17 protein-coding genes are annotated in these 19,263 nt (G+C 44.6%); 5 read left to right on the top strand and 12 right to left on the bottom strand.

Features of this window, described 5'->3' with window-relative positions; all coding sequences use genetic code 11:
• Positions 1-27 precede the first annotated feature (27 nt).
• From MHB37_RS08795 to MHB37_RS08775, 5 genes are all read right to left on the bottom strand, one after another.
• Positions 28-1,386 (bottom strand): hemolysin family protein, encoded by a 1,359-nt coding sequence (locus MHB37_RS08795; protein ID WP_076125129.1) that lies wholly within the window; start codon positions 1,384-1,386, stop codon positions 28-30.
• Positions 1,387-1,406: 20 nt separating this feature from the next.
• Positions 1,407-2,543 carry a radical SAM/CxCxxxxC motif protein YfkAB gene (gene yfkAB, locus MHB37_RS08790; RefSeq protein WP_036684078.1) on the bottom strand — a complete coding sequence of 379 codons (1,137 nt, stop codon included), beginning with the start codon at positions 2,541-2,543 and terminating at the stop codon, positions 1,407-1,409.
• Positions 2,544-2,764: 221 nt separating this feature from the next.
• Entirely contained in the window at positions 2,765-3,877 is a 1,113-nt protein-coding gene (locus MHB37_RS08785) for an HD-GYP domain-containing protein (protein ID WP_076187093.1), read from the bottom strand.
• A 144-nt stretch (positions 3,878-4,021) separates the two neighbouring features.
• Entirely contained in the window at positions 4,022-4,849 is an 828-nt protein-coding gene (locus MHB37_RS08780; protein WP_076124791.1) for an undecaprenyl-diphosphate phosphatase, read from the bottom strand.
• A 73-nt stretch (positions 4,850-4,922) separates the two neighbouring features.
• Positions 4,923-6,362 carry a bifunctional metallophosphatase/5'-nucleotidase gene (locus tag MHB37_RS08775; protein WP_405169149.1) on the bottom strand — a complete coding sequence of 480 codons (1,440 nt, stop codon included), beginning with the start codon at positions 6,360-6,362 and terminating at the stop codon, positions 4,923-4,925.
• A 137-nt stretch (positions 6,363-6,499) separates the two neighbouring features.
• Here MHB37_RS08775 and MHB37_RS08770 point away from each other — a divergent pair, with 137 nt between their 5' ends.
• From MHB37_RS08770 to MHB37_RS08760, 3 genes are all read left to right on the top strand, one after another.
• A complete protein-coding gene (locus MHB37_RS08770) occupies positions 6,500-7,213 on the top strand; it encodes a molybdenum cofactor biosynthesis protein MoaE (protein ID WP_076281049.1) in 714 nt (237 codons plus the stop codon).
• A 77-nt stretch (positions 7,214-7,290) separates the two neighbouring features.
• Positions 7,291-8,331: an HD-GYP domain-containing protein gene (locus MHB37_RS08765; RefSeq protein ID WP_076191074.1), complete on the top strand. Its 1,041-nt coding sequence runs from the start codon at positions 7,291-7,293 to the stop codon at positions 8,329-8,331.
• Positions 8,332-8,920: 589 nt separating this feature from the next.
• A complete protein-coding gene (locus MHB37_RS08760; protein WP_076124783.1) occupies positions 8,921-9,169 on the top strand; it encodes a hypothetical protein in 249 nt (82 codons plus the stop codon).
• A 16-nt stretch (positions 9,170-9,185) separates the two neighbouring features.
• Here MHB37_RS08760 and MHB37_RS08755 read toward each other — a convergent pair whose 3' ends face one another.
• The 3 genes from MHB37_RS08755 to MHB37_RS08745 all read right to left on the bottom strand — a co-directional run bounded on the left by MHB37_RS08755 (position 9,186) and on the right by MHB37_RS08745 (position 13,120).
• Positions 9,186-9,341, bottom strand: a complete 156-nt coding sequence (locus MHB37_RS08755; RefSeq protein WP_405169148.1) for a hypothetical protein — start codon at positions 9,339-9,341, stop codon at positions 9,186-9,188.
• 153 nt (positions 9,342-9,494) lie between these two features.
• Entirely contained in the window at positions 9,495-11,333 is a 1,839-nt protein-coding gene (locus tag MHB37_RS08750; RefSeq protein ID WP_172628886.1) for an ABC transporter ATP-binding protein, read from the bottom strand.
• A 26-nt stretch (positions 11,334-11,359) separates the two neighbouring features.
• Positions 11,360-13,120, bottom strand: a complete 1,761-nt coding sequence (locus tag MHB37_RS08745) for an ABC transporter ATP-binding protein (RefSeq protein WP_036684103.1) — start codon at positions 13,118-13,120, stop codon at positions 11,360-11,362.
• A 452-nt stretch (positions 13,121-13,572) separates the two neighbouring features.
• Here MHB37_RS08745 and MHB37_RS08740 point away from each other — a divergent pair, with 452 nt between their 5' ends.
• Both MHB37_RS08740 and MHB37_RS08735 read left to right on the top strand, forming a co-directional pair.
• Positions 13,573-14,118 (top strand): hypothetical protein, encoded by a 546-nt coding sequence (locus MHB37_RS08740; protein WP_076191068.1) that lies wholly within the window; start codon positions 13,573-13,575, stop codon positions 14,116-14,118.
• A gap of 168 nt (positions 14,119-14,286) precedes the next feature.
• Entirely contained in the window at positions 14,287-14,727 is a 441-nt protein-coding gene (locus MHB37_RS08735) for a hypothetical protein (RefSeq protein WP_076124776.1), read from the top strand.
• A gap of 147 nt (positions 14,728-14,874) precedes the next feature.
• Here MHB37_RS08735 and sufB read toward each other — a convergent pair whose 3' ends face one another.
• The 4 genes from sufB to sufD are packed head-to-tail and all read right to left on the bottom strand — an operon-like array spanning position 14,875 to position 19,239.
• Positions 14,875-16,272 (bottom strand): Fe-S cluster assembly protein SufB, encoded by a 1,398-nt coding sequence (sufB, locus tag MHB37_RS08730; RefSeq protein ID WP_036684335.1) that lies wholly within the window; start codon positions 16,270-16,272, stop codon positions 14,875-14,877.
• A gap of 24 nt (positions 16,273-16,296) precedes the next feature.
• Positions 16,297-16,728, bottom strand: coding sequence for a Fe-S cluster assembly sulfur transfer protein SufU (gene sufU, locus MHB37_RS08725; protein WP_036684339.1), 432 nt, complete (start codon positions 16,726-16,728; stop codon positions 16,297-16,299).
• Complete coding sequence (locus tag MHB37_RS08720) at positions 16,715-17,941, bottom strand: cysteine desulfurase (RefSeq protein ID WP_076219340.1); 1,227 nt, start codon at positions 17,939-17,941, stop codon at positions 16,715-16,717. The genes sufU and MHB37_RS08720 overlap by 14 nt, the downstream gene beginning before the upstream one ends.
• Positions 17,938-19,239, bottom strand: a complete 1,302-nt coding sequence (gene sufD, locus MHB37_RS08715; RefSeq protein WP_036684344.1) for a Fe-S cluster assembly protein SufD — start codon at positions 19,237-19,239, stop codon at positions 17,938-17,940. Before sufD ends, MHB37_RS08720 begins: the two co-directional genes overlap by 4 nt.
• Positions 19,240-19,263: the final 24 nt, after the last annotated feature.

Below are 19,263 nucleotides of genomic sequence, written 5' to 3'. Positions count from 1 at the left end.
GAACAATACGTTATAATTTTTGATAGGTTATTCTTTATCCTCATTCAGTTCTGCTGAGGTTTCTTCGTCCTCCACACGTGGTTCCCGGTGGATATTAATTCTAGTGATACGCAATCTTGTCGATTCCTCGACTTCAAAAATAACATCTTCTACTTTGACACGTTTTCCTTTGGTTGGATTACCCTCCAGCTCCTTAAACAACCAGCCGCCGATGGAATCCACCTCATCGTCTTCAATCACAACACCCGTAAGATCGTTGACATCCTCAATCAGCATCCGGCCCTCAACAGAGATGTACTCCCCGTTATGTTCCACACTTGGACGCTCATCTTCGAACTCGTCATGCAGATCGCCTACGATTTCTTCCAGAATCTCTTCTGCTGTCAGCAAACCTGCTGTGCCGCCATATTCATCGACAACTAACGTCAGCTGAGCCTTATTCTTCTGCATAAAACGAAGAGTATGGCTGATTTCCATCGATTCCGGAACGTTAAGGATAGGCCGAACCAGAGTTGTAAGATCATTCTGCTGCTCCGGTGGAGCAAACAACAGGTCGGTAATATGAATAAAACCGATAATACGGTCCTTATCTTCCAGAGCAACCGGATAACGCGAATGTCTCGTTTCGGTAATAATCTTCATATTTTCTTCTAACGAAAGATTGCTGTAAAGCACATCCATATCTGTACGAGGCAGCATGACTTCACGTGCAAGCAGATCTGAGAATTCAAAGATATTATCCATTAGTTTCATTTCATCTTTGTCAATGACACCACTCTTGGCGCTCTGATTCATCAGAATACGTATTTCCTCTTCCGAGTGTGCTGCTTCACTTTCATTTGCAGGCTCCACACCGACCAACCGAAGCAACGCGTTGGCTGAAGCGTTCAGCACCCAGATAAAAGGCATGAACACATTATAGAAGAACATCAGGGGTGCAGATAACAACAGTGCCGAACCTTCTGTTCTTTGAATCGCGAGCGATTTAGGAGCAAGCTCCCCAAGTACAATATGTAAAAATGTAATGATCGAAAATCCAATAATCACAGATACGGTAGAAATCAGGGTATGATCGGTGATCCCCATCTGGTACATTAAAGGTTCGACCAACAGCTCAGAAATCGCGGGCTCTCCAACCCAACCTAAGCCCAGCGACGCAAGTGTTATCCCAAACTGAGTGGCGGATAAATAGGAATCCAGTCTCTTATTTACTTTCAGAGCATATCCAGCCATTTTATTACCTTCACTGACAAGTTGGGTCAGGCGGGACTGCCTGACCTTAACTAATGAAAATTCCGCTGCTACAAAAATACCGTTCAATAATACGAGCACCAGAACCAGCAAAAGATTAAGCAATAATCTCCCTACTTCAAATTCCGTATGCACCACTTAACAACGCCTCATTTCTACAGATTGATCGCTTTTCTAGTTTTGAAGTCAACTTCCGGATAATACATATCAGCCACTAACAGATTAGGTCCGCAGCAGCCTGCTGCATCGCAGTGGCAGTTCACCTTTTGGTTCAGCGGGTGTTTAGTCTGCCAATCGATAAATATATCATCCAGCTTTTGGTTCTCGATGTTGCCAAAGGCTGCGATATCAGCGAAATCTGTAACAAAAACATCGCCAGTAAACATGTTTACGTTCACTCGGTTCCGGCCATCCGGATCATTGCGAAGGGTAACATTCTTCTCGGCGCGCATTCTGCTTATCAGCTTCTGATCTTCTTCCAGGAAGCTGCAAGCAAAAAACGGAAGGGTCCCAAACAGCATCCAAATCTCCGGATCACGGGTATCCAGTAGTTTATGGATTGCCGTCCGCATTTCATTCAAGGACAACACTGGCAAAGCCGAAGCAAAACTGGAGTTGTACATAGGATGTACCTCATGCCGTTTGGCGCCCATATCGAGAATCAACTTATGAATTTCAGGCAGCTTAGTATGTGTACGGTAATTAATCATAGTTTCCGCAGAAATTAGCATACCATCCTCACTTAGCCGTCGAGAATTCTCAATCATTGCATTATATAACCGATATGCACTTTCTTTTGAAACTGCATGCCCGCTGTTGGCAAAACCAACTTCATGAAAATCGTCTCCGTTCACATAATTAAAAGAAATATGCATAACGTCCAAATACGGAAGCAGCTTTTCATATCGAGCATACGGCATCGTCAGATTAGAATTAATTTGCGATCTAATCCCCCGCTCTTTGGCATACTTTAAGAGCGGCACTATGATATTATCCACCGTTCCAGCCAAGAACATAGGCTCTCCGCCGGTAATACTAATCGTCTCCAGATGCTCTACTTCATCTAAACGGTCCAACATATTTTTAAGCGGCAGCATATCCCCTTCTCTAGAGGTTAAACTATCACCTACCGCACAGTGTTCACACCGCATATTACATAAATTGGTTACTGTGAATTCCACACTCGTTAGCACATGGCGTCCATGCTTACGTAAAGAAGTAATGGGATCCCACGGATCGTAGCTTGGCGACAGCTCCTTCGGTGAAGATGTTAATGGTCTTAAAACATTCATTTGTACTAGCTCCTTTAAATCTTATTCCTATTATTAACCCATAATCATGAAGATTGAACGGTGTCTTATCCTATATCATACCACGTTAGTCAGAAAAACTGCACTTCGGATGTCTTTCAGACTGTCCTTACAAGCTTTTTCACTGTAAAAAATAATAGCAGCGAGACGAAAAATAGGCTTCCGCGAGTTATGCGGACAAGCCTAATCTTCTCTCTTCGCTGCTATGATAAATATTTTGGCGTTCCCACAGAATCGCCTTGATCTGCGACGTCAACGATAACAACGGAGAGGGCTTTTCCTAGATCCCTTTCGAACGGTACGACTTTCTCTCCTTCAGGCCCTGTAAGCACACGTACAATCGGTCTGTGAGGCGTACTTGGGTCTATTTTGACAACAACTCCACTTTCCCCCGTACTGAGCTTCACCGTAAGACCAAGAGGATAGATAGCCACACGATCTCTAAATAACTCTAGCTGCTTCTGCTCATACAATGTACCAGAACCTACATAAAGCGCCTCAACGGCTTGATGTGGCAGCATAGCCTTTTTGTAGACCCGGTTGGAGGTCATGGCATCGTAGGAATCAGCCACGCCCAACCATTTGGCATATTCATGAATTTGAGGTCCTTTTAATCCCCGCGGATATCCGGATCCGTCAATGCGTTCATGATGCTGAAGCGCACAATGAGCCGCGAGCAGCGGGATATTCGGTTCTTCCTTGAGAATCTGATACCCGATCTCGGTGTGTGCCTGCATATGGCGAAATTCATCTTCACTGAGCTTACCGGGTTTTTGAATGATTTTTATCGGGACTTGGGTCTTGCCAATATCATGCAGCAGCGCACCCAGACCAATCACTCGAAGCTCCTCTTTGCTGTACCCATGCGCAATGCCAAGCACCAAAGTGTACAAGCAGACATTCAGGGAATGGACGTACAAGTAGTTATCAGCGGTGTGCATATCAAGCAGCATGATCATCGGATCTTCTTGTAAAGACAAATCATCCAGGATGCTATCCATGATCTTTGAGAATTTTTTATCCAGATGGTAGAATCCCTTACTTATTCCTGAAGCGCCTGTCATTTGCTGAAACTGATTACGAATCACCTTCAGTGCCTGATTACGTGTCTCATCTTGAAGCATACCTATAATTTCAACATCGTCCGTGACAGAGTCCTCTATGTAAATATAACCGATGTCAATTCTTGAAAGCCTCTTGATCAATGCATCAGTAAGCTCCACCCCATCCGCGAGGAGAGTTAGACCTTCATCATTATATATTTTTTTACCTAATTTCATGCCTGCTTGAAGCTGATTCACGGATACTAAACGCACTTAGCTCACTCCTGCCTTTAACGGTAAAATGCTATTCTGTTTTGAAATCCTTGGGTCACACGCTTTGTCTATACCGTTTATGTAGAGATCAGACAGGTGCACCATGAAGAACATCGGGTGTGTCTAGGTCTTTGCCTATGGGCATTAACGCATAATAAACAACCAGAATATAGCAGCAAGAATAAATCTGTAGATCGCGAAATGCGTCAATCTAATCTTTTGAATCAATTTCATAAACAAAATAACCACTACATAAGCCACTACAAAAGAAATCAGAAATCCAATTACAAAATAGCCAATCGTCTCACTAGTGAAGTTCTTATAAGAATCCAACATTTCATATCCGGAAGCCGCACACATAATAGGAATGGCTATAAGGAAGGAGAAATCCGCAGACGCTTTATAACTAACCCCACTTAACATCCCTCCGGAGATCGTAGATCCCGAACGGGAAAATCCTGGCCACAGCACTGAAATAATCTGATACATCCCGATAGCCAGCGCCTGTCCGTAAGAAAGATCGTCCAGCTCATGCGCTGTAATTCTAATTTTGCGTCTGTTTACCCATTCTGCGATAATCATTAGAATCCCGCCGGCGACAAGCGCCCAAAGAACAGTCGTGGCTCCAAAGAGACTTTTTATAAAATCGCGGGCAAAAAATGCCACAGCTAGTGCTGGGGCAATCCCAAGTATTACATGGATTAAGTTCAAACGAGACGCCGGCATCACACCGCCTCTTCCTGAGTTCTTACGCCCAATGCCCAGCAAATTAAGCACACGCTCGCGGTAAACAAGCGCAATCGCCAATATTGCCCCTAGCTGAATAACGATTTCATAAGTCTTCATAATCGAATCCTGCTCATCAAAGCCCAGAAGCTTCGAGGTCAAGATCATGTGTCCTGTAGAAGAAACAGGAATAAATTCAGTGATCCCTTCGACAATTGCTAAAATAATAGCTGTAATCGTGTCCATAATCTCCTCCTATTTTTCGGGAATCTAGCACTGTTTAAATGGAATCAAAAAGTATATCTTGTGAGCTGCAGGTTTACTCAGACTTGATCTCCCACCGAGTGAGCATACATTCATCAAGACTGTCCGGACGCTGCAATTCCATCCCAAGCAGGTCGCGTAAAAAATGAGGCAGCAAAAATACAGGATCCTTCCCATTGGCGATCGTCTCATAGCCTGCACGGAAAGTAAACATGTCCAGCGTACCAACATTATACTCTTTATCATCCTCCAGCGGGTTTCCTTCGACAAAAACTGCAATATTGTTATCATACGGTATCTTCTGCGGATCGTACAAGATTTTTATCCCATCTACTGCTAAGCTGCCCAGATAATCCCCGCGAAAGCCATACCCAAAAATCACCTTATTATAAAATTCTTCAGTAAGACTCTGCTCCAAAGCTATGCGAATATCTAGGCCTTTCAGCTTGATTACGCAGGTGTTAATGGGAGAAGGACATAGGGCGTGCAGCATTCCCGCTGTAACCTCCCTTTCAGGCAAAGGTCCTAGAAGCTGACCTGTGTTAACTATCGACAAACTGGTGCCTGTAAATCTACGTACAGCTTGGGCTAAAAGATTGCCGAAAGGGGATTCTCCCTGCAAATTCAAAGGAAGCTCACGATCTGTGATCGCAACGGTCTGCTGAAGAGCCTCACGACCACGCTCCAAATGAATAGTAGCGGCAGGACCTACAATCTCTTCCTTCAGTCCTGGGTCAATCGGAATACATTCACCCGCCACCAGGCTAAATCCAGGTTGTCCCTCTCTCCGCTCAAATTGAAGCCGCCCGAGGTAACGCCCGAATTTCCCGGCTCCACATACAGCTGTTCCGTTAATCATGAGCGGTTCTTCCAGCATATGATGTGTATGTCCACCTAGAATAGCATGCACACCTTCCAGCCGCTCTGCCAGAATTCGATCTGCGGGAAGCCCCAAATGAGAAAGGATGATTAGAATGTCCACCTGAGGAGCTAGAAGAAGGCATTGTTCCCGAAGGGTTGTCTCGGGATCCAGAGCATCCCAGCCCAGCAAGGAATAAAACGAAGTAAATGCCGCTGTCGCTCCAGTCACTCCTATTCTGATTCCGTCCTTCTCCAAGATGGCATGACGCTTCATCCAGTGGGGAGGTTCCCCTGTTGCAGTCTCCACAAAATTACAGCATACCACTGGACACTGTAACCCGGAGAAAATAGAGGATAACATCTCCTGTGAGAATGTTAACCCCTCATTATTACCGATGGTTACAGCATCATATCCTGTTAAATTAAGTACATCAATGTTAGCCTGACCCATAGTTCCTTCTGTCTCGACGGCTGCACGATCCATATGATCGCCAATATCCAGCAGCAGCACAGGCGCTTCTCCCGCTGCAGCTCTTTGTCTCCCGATTTCTGCTGCCAATGGACTCACCATTTCGAAATGGCTATGTATATCATTGGTATGAAGTATGGTCAGTCTTTGCGGCACATGCCCCATTAGCAACATTCCTCCTACCTGTTGAGCCGCTCTTTAATGAAGCAGCCGATGCATGATCTTATAGAGCCTAGCATAACATTTTCAGGCTCATTATGGTATATTGTAGACATTACAACATATTTCAGAGGTGAATAAGTATGCATATCACAATCCGCCTGTTCGCGGGTTTGGCTGAGATTATCGGTTCATCTTCTCTGACCTTTCATGCGACGGAGAATCCCTTAACCGCTGGGAAGTTAAAAGAACTCCTTTCAACCTCTTATCCGGATGCAGCATCCCTAATTGGAACTTCTTTGGTCGCTATTGACCGGGAATATGCACCTGATGAAGCCCTCATCACCGAGTCTGCCGAAGTTGCATTAATCCCTCCCGTTTCCGGGGGAGAGAATGGTTCTTTATATGAGAGCACTCCTGACGGCCTCTATAGCATAACGGATCTGCCATTAAATGCTGAGAAGCTTCTGGATGCCGTCCTCGATGCCAATCATGGAGCATCCCTATTATTTGTAGGAACTACACGCGAAATGACCGGAGAACAACGCACAACAGCATTAGACTATGAAGCCTATATTCCTATGGCCTTAAATAAGCTGAAAGAAATTGGTGATGAGGTACAGAATCGCTGGAATGCACGCTGCGCGATTTCCCACCGCATTGGGCTTGTTGGTCTTAAGGAAGCAAGCGTTATCATTGCTGTCTCCACCCCTCATCGCGATACCTGTTACGAGGCTAGTCGTCTGGCCATTGAACTGCTGAAACAGACCGTCCCTATCTGGAAAAAAGACATCAATGAATCAGGCCAGCACTGGGTAGGCTCTGAACAAAAGGCTGCCGATTCCCTCCACAATTAATCTTCACTCCTTTTTCATTGAAAAATCTGCACTTTGTTGATATTCTGGATAAAATCGGATAAAAGGTGGCATAGGCATTGAGAGTACACGTCTCGGATCTAAAACCTGGTAATCACCTCAACTCAGACGCTTATAGTTCAAGAGGTCTGCATGTATTACCAAAGGGATCGCTGCTCCAGATAGATGATATCGCCAAGCTGATGCAGCATGGAGTTGATTATGTTGATATCCAGACGTTAGTGGAAGAACCTGCCCCATTAAGCAGACCTTCAATTATTCAGACGGTGACCACTAGTTTTGATACCATGATTGACGGCTTTGAGAATCTTTATATGGAAGCACTATTAAAAGGAAGCTTTAACCAATCCGTGGTTAACGACATTCTTCAGCCTTCGCTTCAATCGTTGGACAAGCAAAAGGATGTAGTCTCCCTGCTGCTTCTGCTCGATCGCGAAGATAATTATACCTACAACCACTCTTTGCAGGTAGGTATGCTCTCTTATTATATTGCAATCTGGCTTGGGTATTCCAAACAAGAATGCTATGAGATTGGACGAGCTGGATATTTAATTGATATTGGAAAATGTAGAATCTCACCTGCTCTATTAAATAAGCCTGGAAAATTAACCGCGGAAGAATTCGAAGAAGTTAAACTACATACTAAGTACGGCTACGAAATTATCCGCAATTCGATGGATGACTCACATACAGCTTTGGCAGCCCTACAGCATCATGAACGTGAGGACGGCTCTGGCTATCCTAATAATCTAACCAAATCCGAGATTCATCCTTATGCGCAAATTGCTGCTGTAGCTGACATCTATAGTGCGATGACTTCCAAACGCGTCTATCAGTCCAAGCAAGAGCTTATTTCTGTCCTACGTGAACTAAATGACCTCAGCTTTGGTAAGCTGAACGGCAGAACGGTTCAAGCCTTTATACAACATTTAATGCCCAACTTTATCGGCAAGCGAGTATTGCTGAACACGGGGGACACAGGTGTGATTATCATGAACAATCCAGTTGATATTTTCCGTCCGCTGGTAAAGATCGATGGATTATTTGTCGATCTAGCCCGCGAACGTAACGTTACGATTGTGGAAATCTACATGGACTAGGGCGTTTCTTGAGGTCCTGCGTTGCTTAGCAGAAGGTTCAGAGCTGCTGTTTGTACACTAAATCCCCCGGTTTGACTACGGGGGATTTTTTAGTTGTACTTTGTGCAACAGAATCCATGTCTTGCGAGCGGAATGGTGATTTAGTTGTACTTTGTGCAACAGTATCCACTTCTAGCGAGCTGAATGGTGATTTAGTTGTATTTTGTGCAACAGAATCCACGTCTTGCGAGCTGAATGGTGATTTAGTTGTACTTTGTGCAACTAGAATTAAGGAAAATGCTCTTTATAAGCACATTTCTCGAAAATAGCTGCACAAAGTGCAATTAACAGTATTTTTATAACGAGAATGATGGTTTCTATTGTACAAACTGCAACTAAAGATTGGTTTCCAGATTACTCCTAAACATTCCTCGATTTTCACCTCTCTCACCTCTCTCACCTCTATTGTTTCCTTCTGACTTCGAAGATAGTTCCTCCTACCCTCAACATAGTAAGGCCCCTCAATTTAATTATCTGACGAAACGTTTGAATTCCTCTTCTAATGGCGAGACTAATATGTGGTTTTAAATTGCTATAGGAGGAAAAAAGCATGCTTCCTGTCCATGAACGCCTTGCCGAGTTGTTCACCCTGAGCCGTAGACGGCAGCTTACTGCTGCTGAGGAAACGGAGCAACAGCAGTGCCTGCAAATTAACGCTACCTACTGCTATGAGATGGCCCGATTACAAAATGAAATCCTATTAGCGGAACAGACAGCTGATCTACAATGGCATCAAGATATTTGTGCACAAATGTTTGAGCTGCGTGTGACGGGCAGGGTATCCAAACGCCCTAAGTAACTGAATCATAGAAATCTTACCCTGCTGCATTATGTTCTTCCGTTCTGCCGTGCTTCCGTGCTTCCGTTCTGATGTTCTTCCGTTCTGCCGTTCTTCCGTTCTTCCGTTCTTCCGTTCTTCGGTTGCCTTGTTCCGTAATACCTCTGCCATATTCCACTCTACTCTGATCCACCAAGCCCCGACCACCTTAATCACTATATCCCTATAAAAAACAGCCCACCCCGCAGTTGCCTAAGCAACTGGAATGAGCTGTTGTTGTGTTCTGTTCTGTTCTGTTCTGTTCTGTTCTGTTTTGTTTTGTTCTGTTCTATTCCGTTCTGTCGGTCTATAGGAAGCGGAATTGCGCTTCGATCAGACCGTTGTATACCCCATCACGGGATGTCAACTCATGATGGTTTCCTTCTTCTTTAATCTCTCCGTGATCGAGGACGACTATTTTATCCGCATGACGGATGGTAGAGAGTCTGTGCGCTACGATAAAGGAGGTTCGGCCTTGAAGCAGGATTTTGAGTGCCTCCTGGATCTTCAGCTCCGTCTCCGTATCAATGCTGGCAGTTGCCTCATCCAGGATTAGTATCCGCGGATTTGCCAAAAGCGCCCGGGCGAAGGAGAGCAGCTGACGTTGTCCCATCGACAACGCGCTGCCGCGCTCTTCCACCTCAGTCTCATACCCTCCGGGCAGCTTCATGATAAAGTCATGGGCATCCACGGCTTTTGCGGCATTTTCCACTTCTTCATCTGTAGCCTCCAGACGGCCAAAACGGATATTATCCCGAATCGTTCCCGAGAAAATAAAGGTATCTTGCAGTACGATTCCGATCTGCCTTCGCAGGCTGTCTAACGTAACCCCGCGGATATCTTCACCGTCTATCGTGATTCGGCCGCTCTTAATATCATAGAACCGGCCAATCAGGTTAATGATCGTACTTTTACCAGAACCTGTATGACCTACGAGCGCGATCGACTGTCCTGCTTGAACATCCAGATCAATACCTTTTAGTGCAGCCCGGCCTTTTTCATATTCAAAAATGACCTTTTCAAAGTTAATATCCCCACGAATCGTTCCCATTGGCTTAGCACCAGGATTATCTTGCACCGCCGGTTGCTCATCCAAATATTCAAAGATCCGTTCCGAGGAAGCCATTGCCACAAGCAGCTGATTGTACATCTGCCCAAGGCGATTAATCGGGTCCCAGAAATTGCTGACATAAGAACTGAATGCTACCAGCATACCTACTGTGAGTTCTCCAGATTGGATCAGATAAGCCCCCAGCCAAAAGAGGATCATTGTTCCAAAACCACCTGTGACCTCAATAATCGGACCGAACGCCTGGTTCATCGCAGAGGCTTTGTTCCAGGATTTTTTGCTGTCGGTATTCATAACATCGAAATAATTCATGTTTTCTTGTTCTTGGGTGTAGGCTTGTGTGACTCTGATTCCCTGAATCGATTCATTTAAATGAGAATTAATTCTGGAGTTCTTCATCCGCACATCCTGCCAAGCGATCCGAATCTTTTGGCGCAGCTTAGTTGAAACAAAGAACATAATCGGAACCGTAACCATTACTGCAAGACCTAGCTTCCAGTTGATCACTAGCAGAATAATGGTAATCCCCATAAGCTGCACGCAGTCAATCATCAGATTGACAACCCCGTTTGTGAACAGATCCTGCAGTGAGTTGATATCATTGGTTACCCGTACTAATACCGAACCTGCCGGACGTTTATCAAAGAAGTTAAAGGAGAGCTTCTGAATATGCTTGAACAAATCTGAGCGCAAATCATAAATCACTCTTTGGCCTATGATGTTCGTATATTTAATCCGGTACACTCCCGCAATCCATTGAATCAGATATAAGACGATTACCCCTGCTGTAAGCGAATAAAGCAGTGATAAGCTGGGATTCCCCACCTTTGGCGCAATCGCACGGTCAATCGCTAAACTTGTTAGGAACGGGACGGTCAACTTCGTGATGGTTCCCAGAATCATCATGATGGACACCAATGGAAGCATCTGCTTTGCATAAGGCTTCATGTACCCGAACAGTCTGGTGAATTGCTTCCAGTCAAAAGCCTTATCGATGACATCATCATCTTTGTATACAAAACGTTCATCCAGCTCTTGCTGCTCGGCTGCTTTATTTTTTGCTCCCGTAGCGGTCATTGGTTTGGCTTCAAGTTTCATATGCCTCACTCCTCCCCTCTTCCGGTCGCTCTGGCCAGATAATCAGCATACTGTATCCGGTATACATCCTGATAAGGACCCGGCACTTCAATTAGCTCTTTATGGGTACCACGCTGCTGTACATGACCTTCGTTCATGACGATAATCTGATCCGCATGGCGCAAGGAGGAGATCCGATGGGCAATAATAAGTGTAGTGCGCCCCTTCATGACCTCTTGGAATCCGGCTTGAATCTCGTGCTCCGTCTCCATATCGACAGCGCTGGTCGCATCATCGAGGATAAGAATCCGCGGATTCTTAAGCAGGGCTCTAGCGATGGCAATCCGTTGCTTTTGTCCACCGGAAAGACCCATTCCGCGCTCACCCACCACAGTGTCATAACCGTCTTCCATCTCCATGATGAAATCATGGGCTTTGGCAAGTTGTGCAGCTCGGATAATTTCTTCCATGCTTACATTTTTCAACCCATAGGAGATGTTGTTGCGAATTGAGGAGGAGAACAGGAAGGTTTCCTGAAAGACCGTTGCAATCTGTGAACGCAAGCTGCGAACATTGTATTCTCTGATGTCCATCCCATCCAGTGTGATGCTGCCTTCATTAACGTCATAAGCACGCATCATCAGCTGTGTAATGGTCGATTTACCAGAGCCCGTACCTCCAAGGAACCCTATAACCGCACCAGATTTGGCCTCAAAATCAATGTCTGTAACCGCAGGCATTTTGTTCCCATAAGCAAATGTGACGTGATTAAACGCTACATCTCCTTTAACCTCAGAAGGTACCAGTTCACGGGCGTTCTCTTTATCCTTCACATCAATATTCTGATTAAGTACTTCCAATACACGTTCTCCCGATGCTTTGGACTGTGTATAGTTATTAATATGGAATCCAAGACCCCAAATCGGTCCAATGATGTACCAAATTAAGCTGAAAAAAGCAACCAGTTCGCCTAGTGACATTTTCCCCTTAATAACTAACGTTCCGCCTACTCCAAGCAGAATAGCTGCACTGATCGATGCTAAAAACTCCATCGCCGGAAAAAACTTACTCCAGAGCTCAGCGGCAAAAATCTGGTTATTCTTATAACGTTCGTTGCGGTGTGAGAATTTCTCTACTTCATGAGCCTCTCTCGCAAATGATTTGACGGTGCGCACACCCGTGATATTCTCCTGTACAGCCGTTGTCAGAGAACTGAGTGCAAGACGCATCTCTTGAAAGGCCGGGTGAATCTTAGACTCGAATTTTAGCGCAATAAACGCCAGGATGGGCATCGTAATCAAAGTTACTAGAGTAAGCTGCCAATTGAGTGAGAACATCATAATCGAACCAAAAATGACCATAAAAAAGACATTCAGCAGCTGAGCAAAACCGAAACCGATAAAGTTACGAATCGCTTCCAAATCTCCGGTTAGCCGGGACATCAAATCTCCCGTTTTCGCGGTATCATAATAACGGAAAGATAGGAATTGCAGCTTCTCATAACAAGCATTACGCAGCCGGTATGCAAGAAAGTTACCTAGCCGTCCTCCAAAAAATCCATGTGCAAACTGCAGGCATGCTTTTACTATTACTACAGCTAACACGCTCAATGCGAGCACTGGCACCTCTGTAAACTTAAGTGGCACAATAACATCATCGATCAGCTTTCTTAACAAATTGGGGGTAATCAGCCCCACTGCAGTTGCAGCGGCCAAACATATAATCGAAAGAATCAGAAAATGCAGCTTCTCCCGATAATAACCGCGCAGTTGCCTGAGAACATCCATATCTCTCCTCCTTAAGGCTTACTTAGTAAGCAATTTTTTGTATAAAGCAAATGTTACATCGTAAGCTAGCTTTTTTTAGCGCTTACAATTTAGTGACTTTAAGCAGTGTATCATCCATAATTTAATGCGGCAAAGGGGAGAATTGCGCGTTTTTGCGGTTATTTCGGAAAAAAGCAGCATCTACATGATATAAAGGACCCTCGTTATCTTAAAATGCTCGTGTTTCCTCCTTAATCCTGATGAATTAAGAATCTACATAATTATTGTAATCATCGTGTAATATTAGGAGGACCTTTATTCGGTTTTTTGCATAATTATTGGAATTTATTCCGGGATACGAAGAGTTCACTTTTTCGCCGTCTTAAATTTGCTTCAGATGTAAAACTTTTACCACAATTTACCGTAATATAGTAATACAACACTTTTTACTTATATTATGGAGGGGAACTATATTGAAAAAGCAGCTTGTTTTATCTTGTATTATCGCCATTATCCTTCTTTCAGGGTGTAGCAATACAAATAACAATAACCCTACGGACGCAAACACAGCGATCAACGAATCTAAAAACTTGTTTAATTTCGGGGAAATCTCCTCAAAAACTGATACAGCACCCTCACCTGAAAAAATGCTAAGAGAAATAAGCAATTTTGTTATTGCTGACATTTGGAATGTTGGGTTTGTAGATGTTATCTCATACACTAGAAGTGGTACAAGCAGTACAGGAGCGAGCATGGACATTGACTTTACGATCGAACAGCTTGGCAAAGCCATGGAAGAGAAAAAAGAATACGATACATATATGAATGAGTTAGATACTAAGTATGATTCTATAAAAAAAATATGGGCCAAGCTTTCCCCAGAAATTGATCTTTTATATAAACAGATTCAGGAGACACCTCCAAAAGCAAACGACAACAGCTTAAAACTTGATGCAGGTAAATTTAATCAATATTCAGAGGCTTTTAGTAAAGAAGTGAATGATCTGGCAAAACAGTAACCTATACCATATAAAAACCCCCGCCAAGTGATTGGCGGGGGTTCTGTTTATAATTGGGTTTTAGCAGCGTTTCATATAATCAACCCGCTATCTGTTTGTATCTTACACACCATTCTATTCTTTCTCTCATAAAATGTAAAATCAACAATGAGAGGTTAGGTGAATTGGATGAGTATACAGTTTCTTGATATGCGGATTTCACAGGACAGTACTATGGATTCACAAAGTCTTAATTTAGTTCGTTCAAGTGCAATTTTCGGTGACATTGGACTTCAGACAGTAAATGTTACCCCTGCCAATGCAGGTTTAGTGAGAGTCACATTGAATGCTTTTGCCAGACTTAGTGTTGATGTCAGCATTATAGTTCAGAATGATGTTACTTTTAGTATTTACCGCAATAATATATTAATTTTTAGTACAACCTACCCCGGAAACATTAATAATACAACGACCCAATATGAAATGGTTGGAATAACCGCTGTCGACTATCCGCCTTCGACCGATGTGCTTACCGGCCAGATCCAATACACCATTGTAGCATCAGCAATTAGAACGGCATCTCTGGGAGCCAGATCCTTCAGTGGAATTGCCGTTGCCGGAAATGGATAATTAAAAATATTAAAGGTGTGTCCCCGGAGCATTCGGGGATTTTTTCAATTGTGCCAATAAAAAAGTATCCGCAGAAAAATATCTACGGATGCTTTGAAGAAATATATAAGCGTTAGGAGGACGGGCCTCCATTCATAAGCGCTCTTATTAACCGATTGAACCTTCCATTTCGAACTTGATCAGACGGTTCATTTCGACCGCATATTCCATCGGCAGTTCTTTTGTGAACGGCTCGATGAAGCCCATGATGATCATTTGAGTCGCTTCTGCTTCTGTGAGGCCACGGCTCATCAGGTAGAACAGTTGCTCCTCAGAAACTTTAGACACGGTTGCTTCATGCTCAAGAACGATGTTATCGTTCATGATTTCATTGTAAGGAATAGTATCCGAAGTGGACTCATTATCCAAAATCAGCGTATCACATTTAATGTTCGATTTCGCACCTTCTGCTTGACGGCCGAAGGAAGCTAGACCACGGTAAGTTACTTTACCGCCATGTTTACTGATGGATTTCGATACAATGGTGGATGTTGTATCTGGAGCCAAATGGATCATCTTGGCACCCGCATCCTGATGCTGGTCTTTACCTGCTACCGCGATGGATAGTACTGAACCTTTAGCACCACGGCCTTTAAGAACAACCGCAGGGTATTTCATGGTCAGCTTGGAACCGATGTTACCATCGACCCATTCCATAGTAGCATTCTCTTCTGCAACCGCACGTTTCGTAACGAGGTTGTAGATGTTTGGAGCCCAGTTCTGGATTGTGGTATAACGAACGCGGGCGTTCTTCATACACAAGATTTCAACAACCGCACTGTGCAGAGAGTTCGTGCTATAGATTGGAGCAGTACATCCTTCTACGTAGTGCACGAAGCTGTCTTCATCAGCAAGGATCAAAGTACGTTCGAATTGTCCCATGTTCTCAGAGTTAATACGGAAGTAAGCCTGCAAAGGAACTTCACATTTCACACCTTTAGGAACATAGATGAAGCTGCCGCCTGACCAAACTGCACTGTTAAGTGCGGCAAACTTATTATCGGTTGGAGGGATGATCGTCCCGAAATATTTTTTCAGAAGCTCTGGGTGCTCACGCAATGCAGTGTCGGTATCTGTAAAAATAACCCCTTGATCTTCAAGGCTCTTCTGCATGCTGTGATAGACTACCTCAGATTCATATTGTGCCGAAACGCCGGCGAGGAACTTCTGTTCCGCTTCCGGAATCCCCAGCTTATCAAAGGTTTCTTTGATTTCGGAAGGAACTTCTTCCCAAGTCTTCCCTTGCTTCTCTGAAGGTCTTACATAGTATTGAATATCCTCGAAGTCCAAATCATCCATATTGCCGCCCCATGTTGGCATTGGCATTTTACGGAACTGCTCCAAAGATTTCAAGCGGAAGTCAAGCATCCACTGTGGTTCATTTTTGATTGCTGAAATTTCTTTAACAATTTCGGCCGTCAAACCTTTACCAGACTGGAATATCGATTTATGCTCATCACGGAACCCGTACTGGTATTCTTCCATATCAGGCGCTTTCTTAGCCATGGTGTCAGCCTCCTTGTTCTACTGTTATTTATGTTGCTCTTCTTCGTCAATTCCTTTACGAAGTGCGTTCCAAGCCAGTGTTGCGCATTTGATCCGCGCAGGGAATTTATTCACACCCGAAAGGGCTTCAATGTCTTCGTAATCTCCAAAATCCACGTCTTCACCCTTCATCAGTAAGGAGAAGTTATCAGCCAGTTCAAGCGCACGTTCAACCGTTTGTCCTTTGATCGCCTCAGTCATCATCGAAGCCGATGACATACTGATCGAACAGCCTTCACCATTATAACGGGCATCCTTTACGATTCCATCCTCTACCTTAAGCTGAAGAGTAATCCGGTCACCACAGGTTGGGTTATTCAGTTCAATTTTTAGAGCATCATCTTCAAATGAACCGCGATTTCGAGGACTTTTATAATGATCCATAATTACGCGTCTGTATAAGTCATCCAAGTTCATAGCTGAAGTACTCCTTTGTCTTGATTAAAGCGTCCACCAGTCGATCTACATCCTGCTCGTTATTATACAGATAAAAGCTTGCACGTGCTGTAGAGCTGGCTTCCAGCCAGCGCATCAGCGGCTGACAGCAGTGATGCCCGGCGCGGATGGCAATGCCTTCCGCATCTAGCACTGTAGCGACATCATGCGGGTGAACGTCACCCAGATTAAAGGTGACAACGCCGACTTCACGATTTCGAGGACCATAAATGTTCAGACCCTCGATCTCTGACAGACGTTGCTCTGCATACGCTGCAAGAGCTTTCTCATGGCGGTGTATCTCATCCAAACCGATTTCTTGTAAGAAATCAATGGCTGCACCTAGACCAACAGCACCAGCTATGATCGGCGTACCGCCTTCAAACTTCCAAGGCAGTTCTTTCCATGTGGATTCATAAAGACCCACATCATCGATCATCTCGCCACCGAATTCGACGGGCTCCATGGCTTCGAGAAGTGCTCTCTTGCCATACAAAGCGCCAATTCCGGTGGGTGCGAGCATTTTATGACCAGATAGTGCATAGAAATCACAATCCAGATCCTGCACATCGACCTTCATATGTGGTGTGCTTTGTGCACCATCTACGACAATTACTGCACCATGACGATGAGCAATAGCCGCAAGCTCTTTAATAGGATGAGTTACTCCCATAACGTTGGATACATAAGCGATAGCAACGATTTTGGTTTTATCCGTAATCGTCTGCTCGGCAGCTTCCAACGTAACCGTTCCATCAGGTTGCAACGGTATATATTTTAATGTAGCACCTGTCTTCTTAGCGAGCTGCTGCCATGGAATCAGATTACTATGATGCTCCATTAAGGTGATGACGATTTCGTCGCCTTCACCCACAGCAGAGGGTCCGTAAGAAGAGGCCACAAGATTTAAGGCTGTAGTTGTTCCGCGTGTAAAGATAATTTCTTTAGTGCTGCGGGCGTTAATAAACTTAGCTAGCTTCTCCCGGGCTCCCTCGTAGGCATCGGTTGCTCGGCTGCCTAAAGTATGGACGCCACGGTGTACGTTGGCGTTATCCCACTCATAATACGACTTGACCGCCTCAATTACTTTCCGAGGCTTCTGTGAAGTAGCAGCACTGTCCAGATAGACCAGTGGATGTCCGTTCACATTTTGGTTCAGTATGGGAAATTGCTCCCGGATGGCGTTGCTAATCATTGCACTAACTTCCTTTCCACAAGAGATTGGAGCTGATTGCGCAGTCCCTCCAGTGGAATTTGTGACACAACAGGAGCCAAGAAGCCGTAGATGATCAGAGTCTCTGCATCATGCCGTGTAATTCCGCGGGACATTAGGTAAAAGACTTGCTCGTGATTGACCTGACCTACGGAAGCGGCATGGCCGGCTGTAACATCATCTTCATCAATAAGCAGGATCGGATTGGCGTCACCACGGGCTTTTGGACTCAGCATCAATACTTTTTCCGTTTGCTGGCCGTCCGCTCTAGTAGCACCTTTCTCAATCTTGGTGATTCCGTTGATGATAGAAGTAGCAGAATCACGCATAACTGCACGAGTGATCATGTCACTTGGTGTGCTTTTGCCAAAATGCTGAGCTTGAGTGGTGTAATTCAGTTTCTGTGATCCCGTACCTACTGCAATTACTTTAGCATCGGAGCTAGAACCGTTGCCTTTAAGCACAGACTTGGTATCACTCGCAGTATCTCCGTAGTTCATCTCACCAACGATCCATTCGATGACTCCGTCATTCTCAACAACAGCCCGGCGATAAGTTACATCTGTAGTATCTACACCAAGCTGATGCACTGTAGCATAACGAACTTTAGCGCCAGCGCCCACGAATACCTCTACCGCACCATTGTGTAGTCCAGCTTCTTCTTTATCCGATACGTAGTTGTCTACATAGGTTACGGAACTGTTAGTATCAGCTACGACCAGTATGTGTGGAACAAAAGTAGCTTCCGCATCATCCGTTAACAGCACTGCTTGAAGCGGAGTTTCAATAACAACATTCTTAGGAACATAGAGGAATACTCCACCATTCCACAATGCAGCATGAAGCGCTGCGATAGAATGTTCGTCTGGCTGAATGGCTTTATGCAAGTAACGTTGAACCAAATCTCCGTGTTCTTTAACAGCTGTCTGTAGATCTGTAAAAATAACACCCTGTTCTGCAAGCTCAGGAGCGATACGTGTATATACTGCACCGGAGTTGCGTTGAATAATCAGGCTGCCTTCCTCCTGATCCTTGATCAAGGAAGAAATAGATGCAGGTGCATCACTTAGCGAAGCAAAAGGTTCACTTGCTTTATAGCTACCATAATTATTGACATTCCAACGATCAATCCGTGTCTTCTCTAATTTAGGCAGTGTCAGAGTAGCTGCCAATTCTAGTGCCTTCAAGCGGCTTTCTTTCAGCCAACCCGGTTCGCCGCTGCTGTGCGATAATTCGCTCAAGCGTTCGGCATCCACCGGAAGAATGGTCTGTGTCGTCATAGTGGTCTCCTCCTTCCTGGCGTT

Origin of the sequence: Paenibacillus sp. FSL H3-0286 (genome assembly GCF_045040705.1) — a bacterium.
Lineage (GTDB): Bacteria > Bacillota > Bacilli > Paenibacillales > Paenibacillaceae > Paenibacillus_AQ > Paenibacillus_AQ odorifer.
Note: the sequence above shows the minus strand (reverse complement) of the source record. Positions and strands in the feature narration are given on the sequence as shown.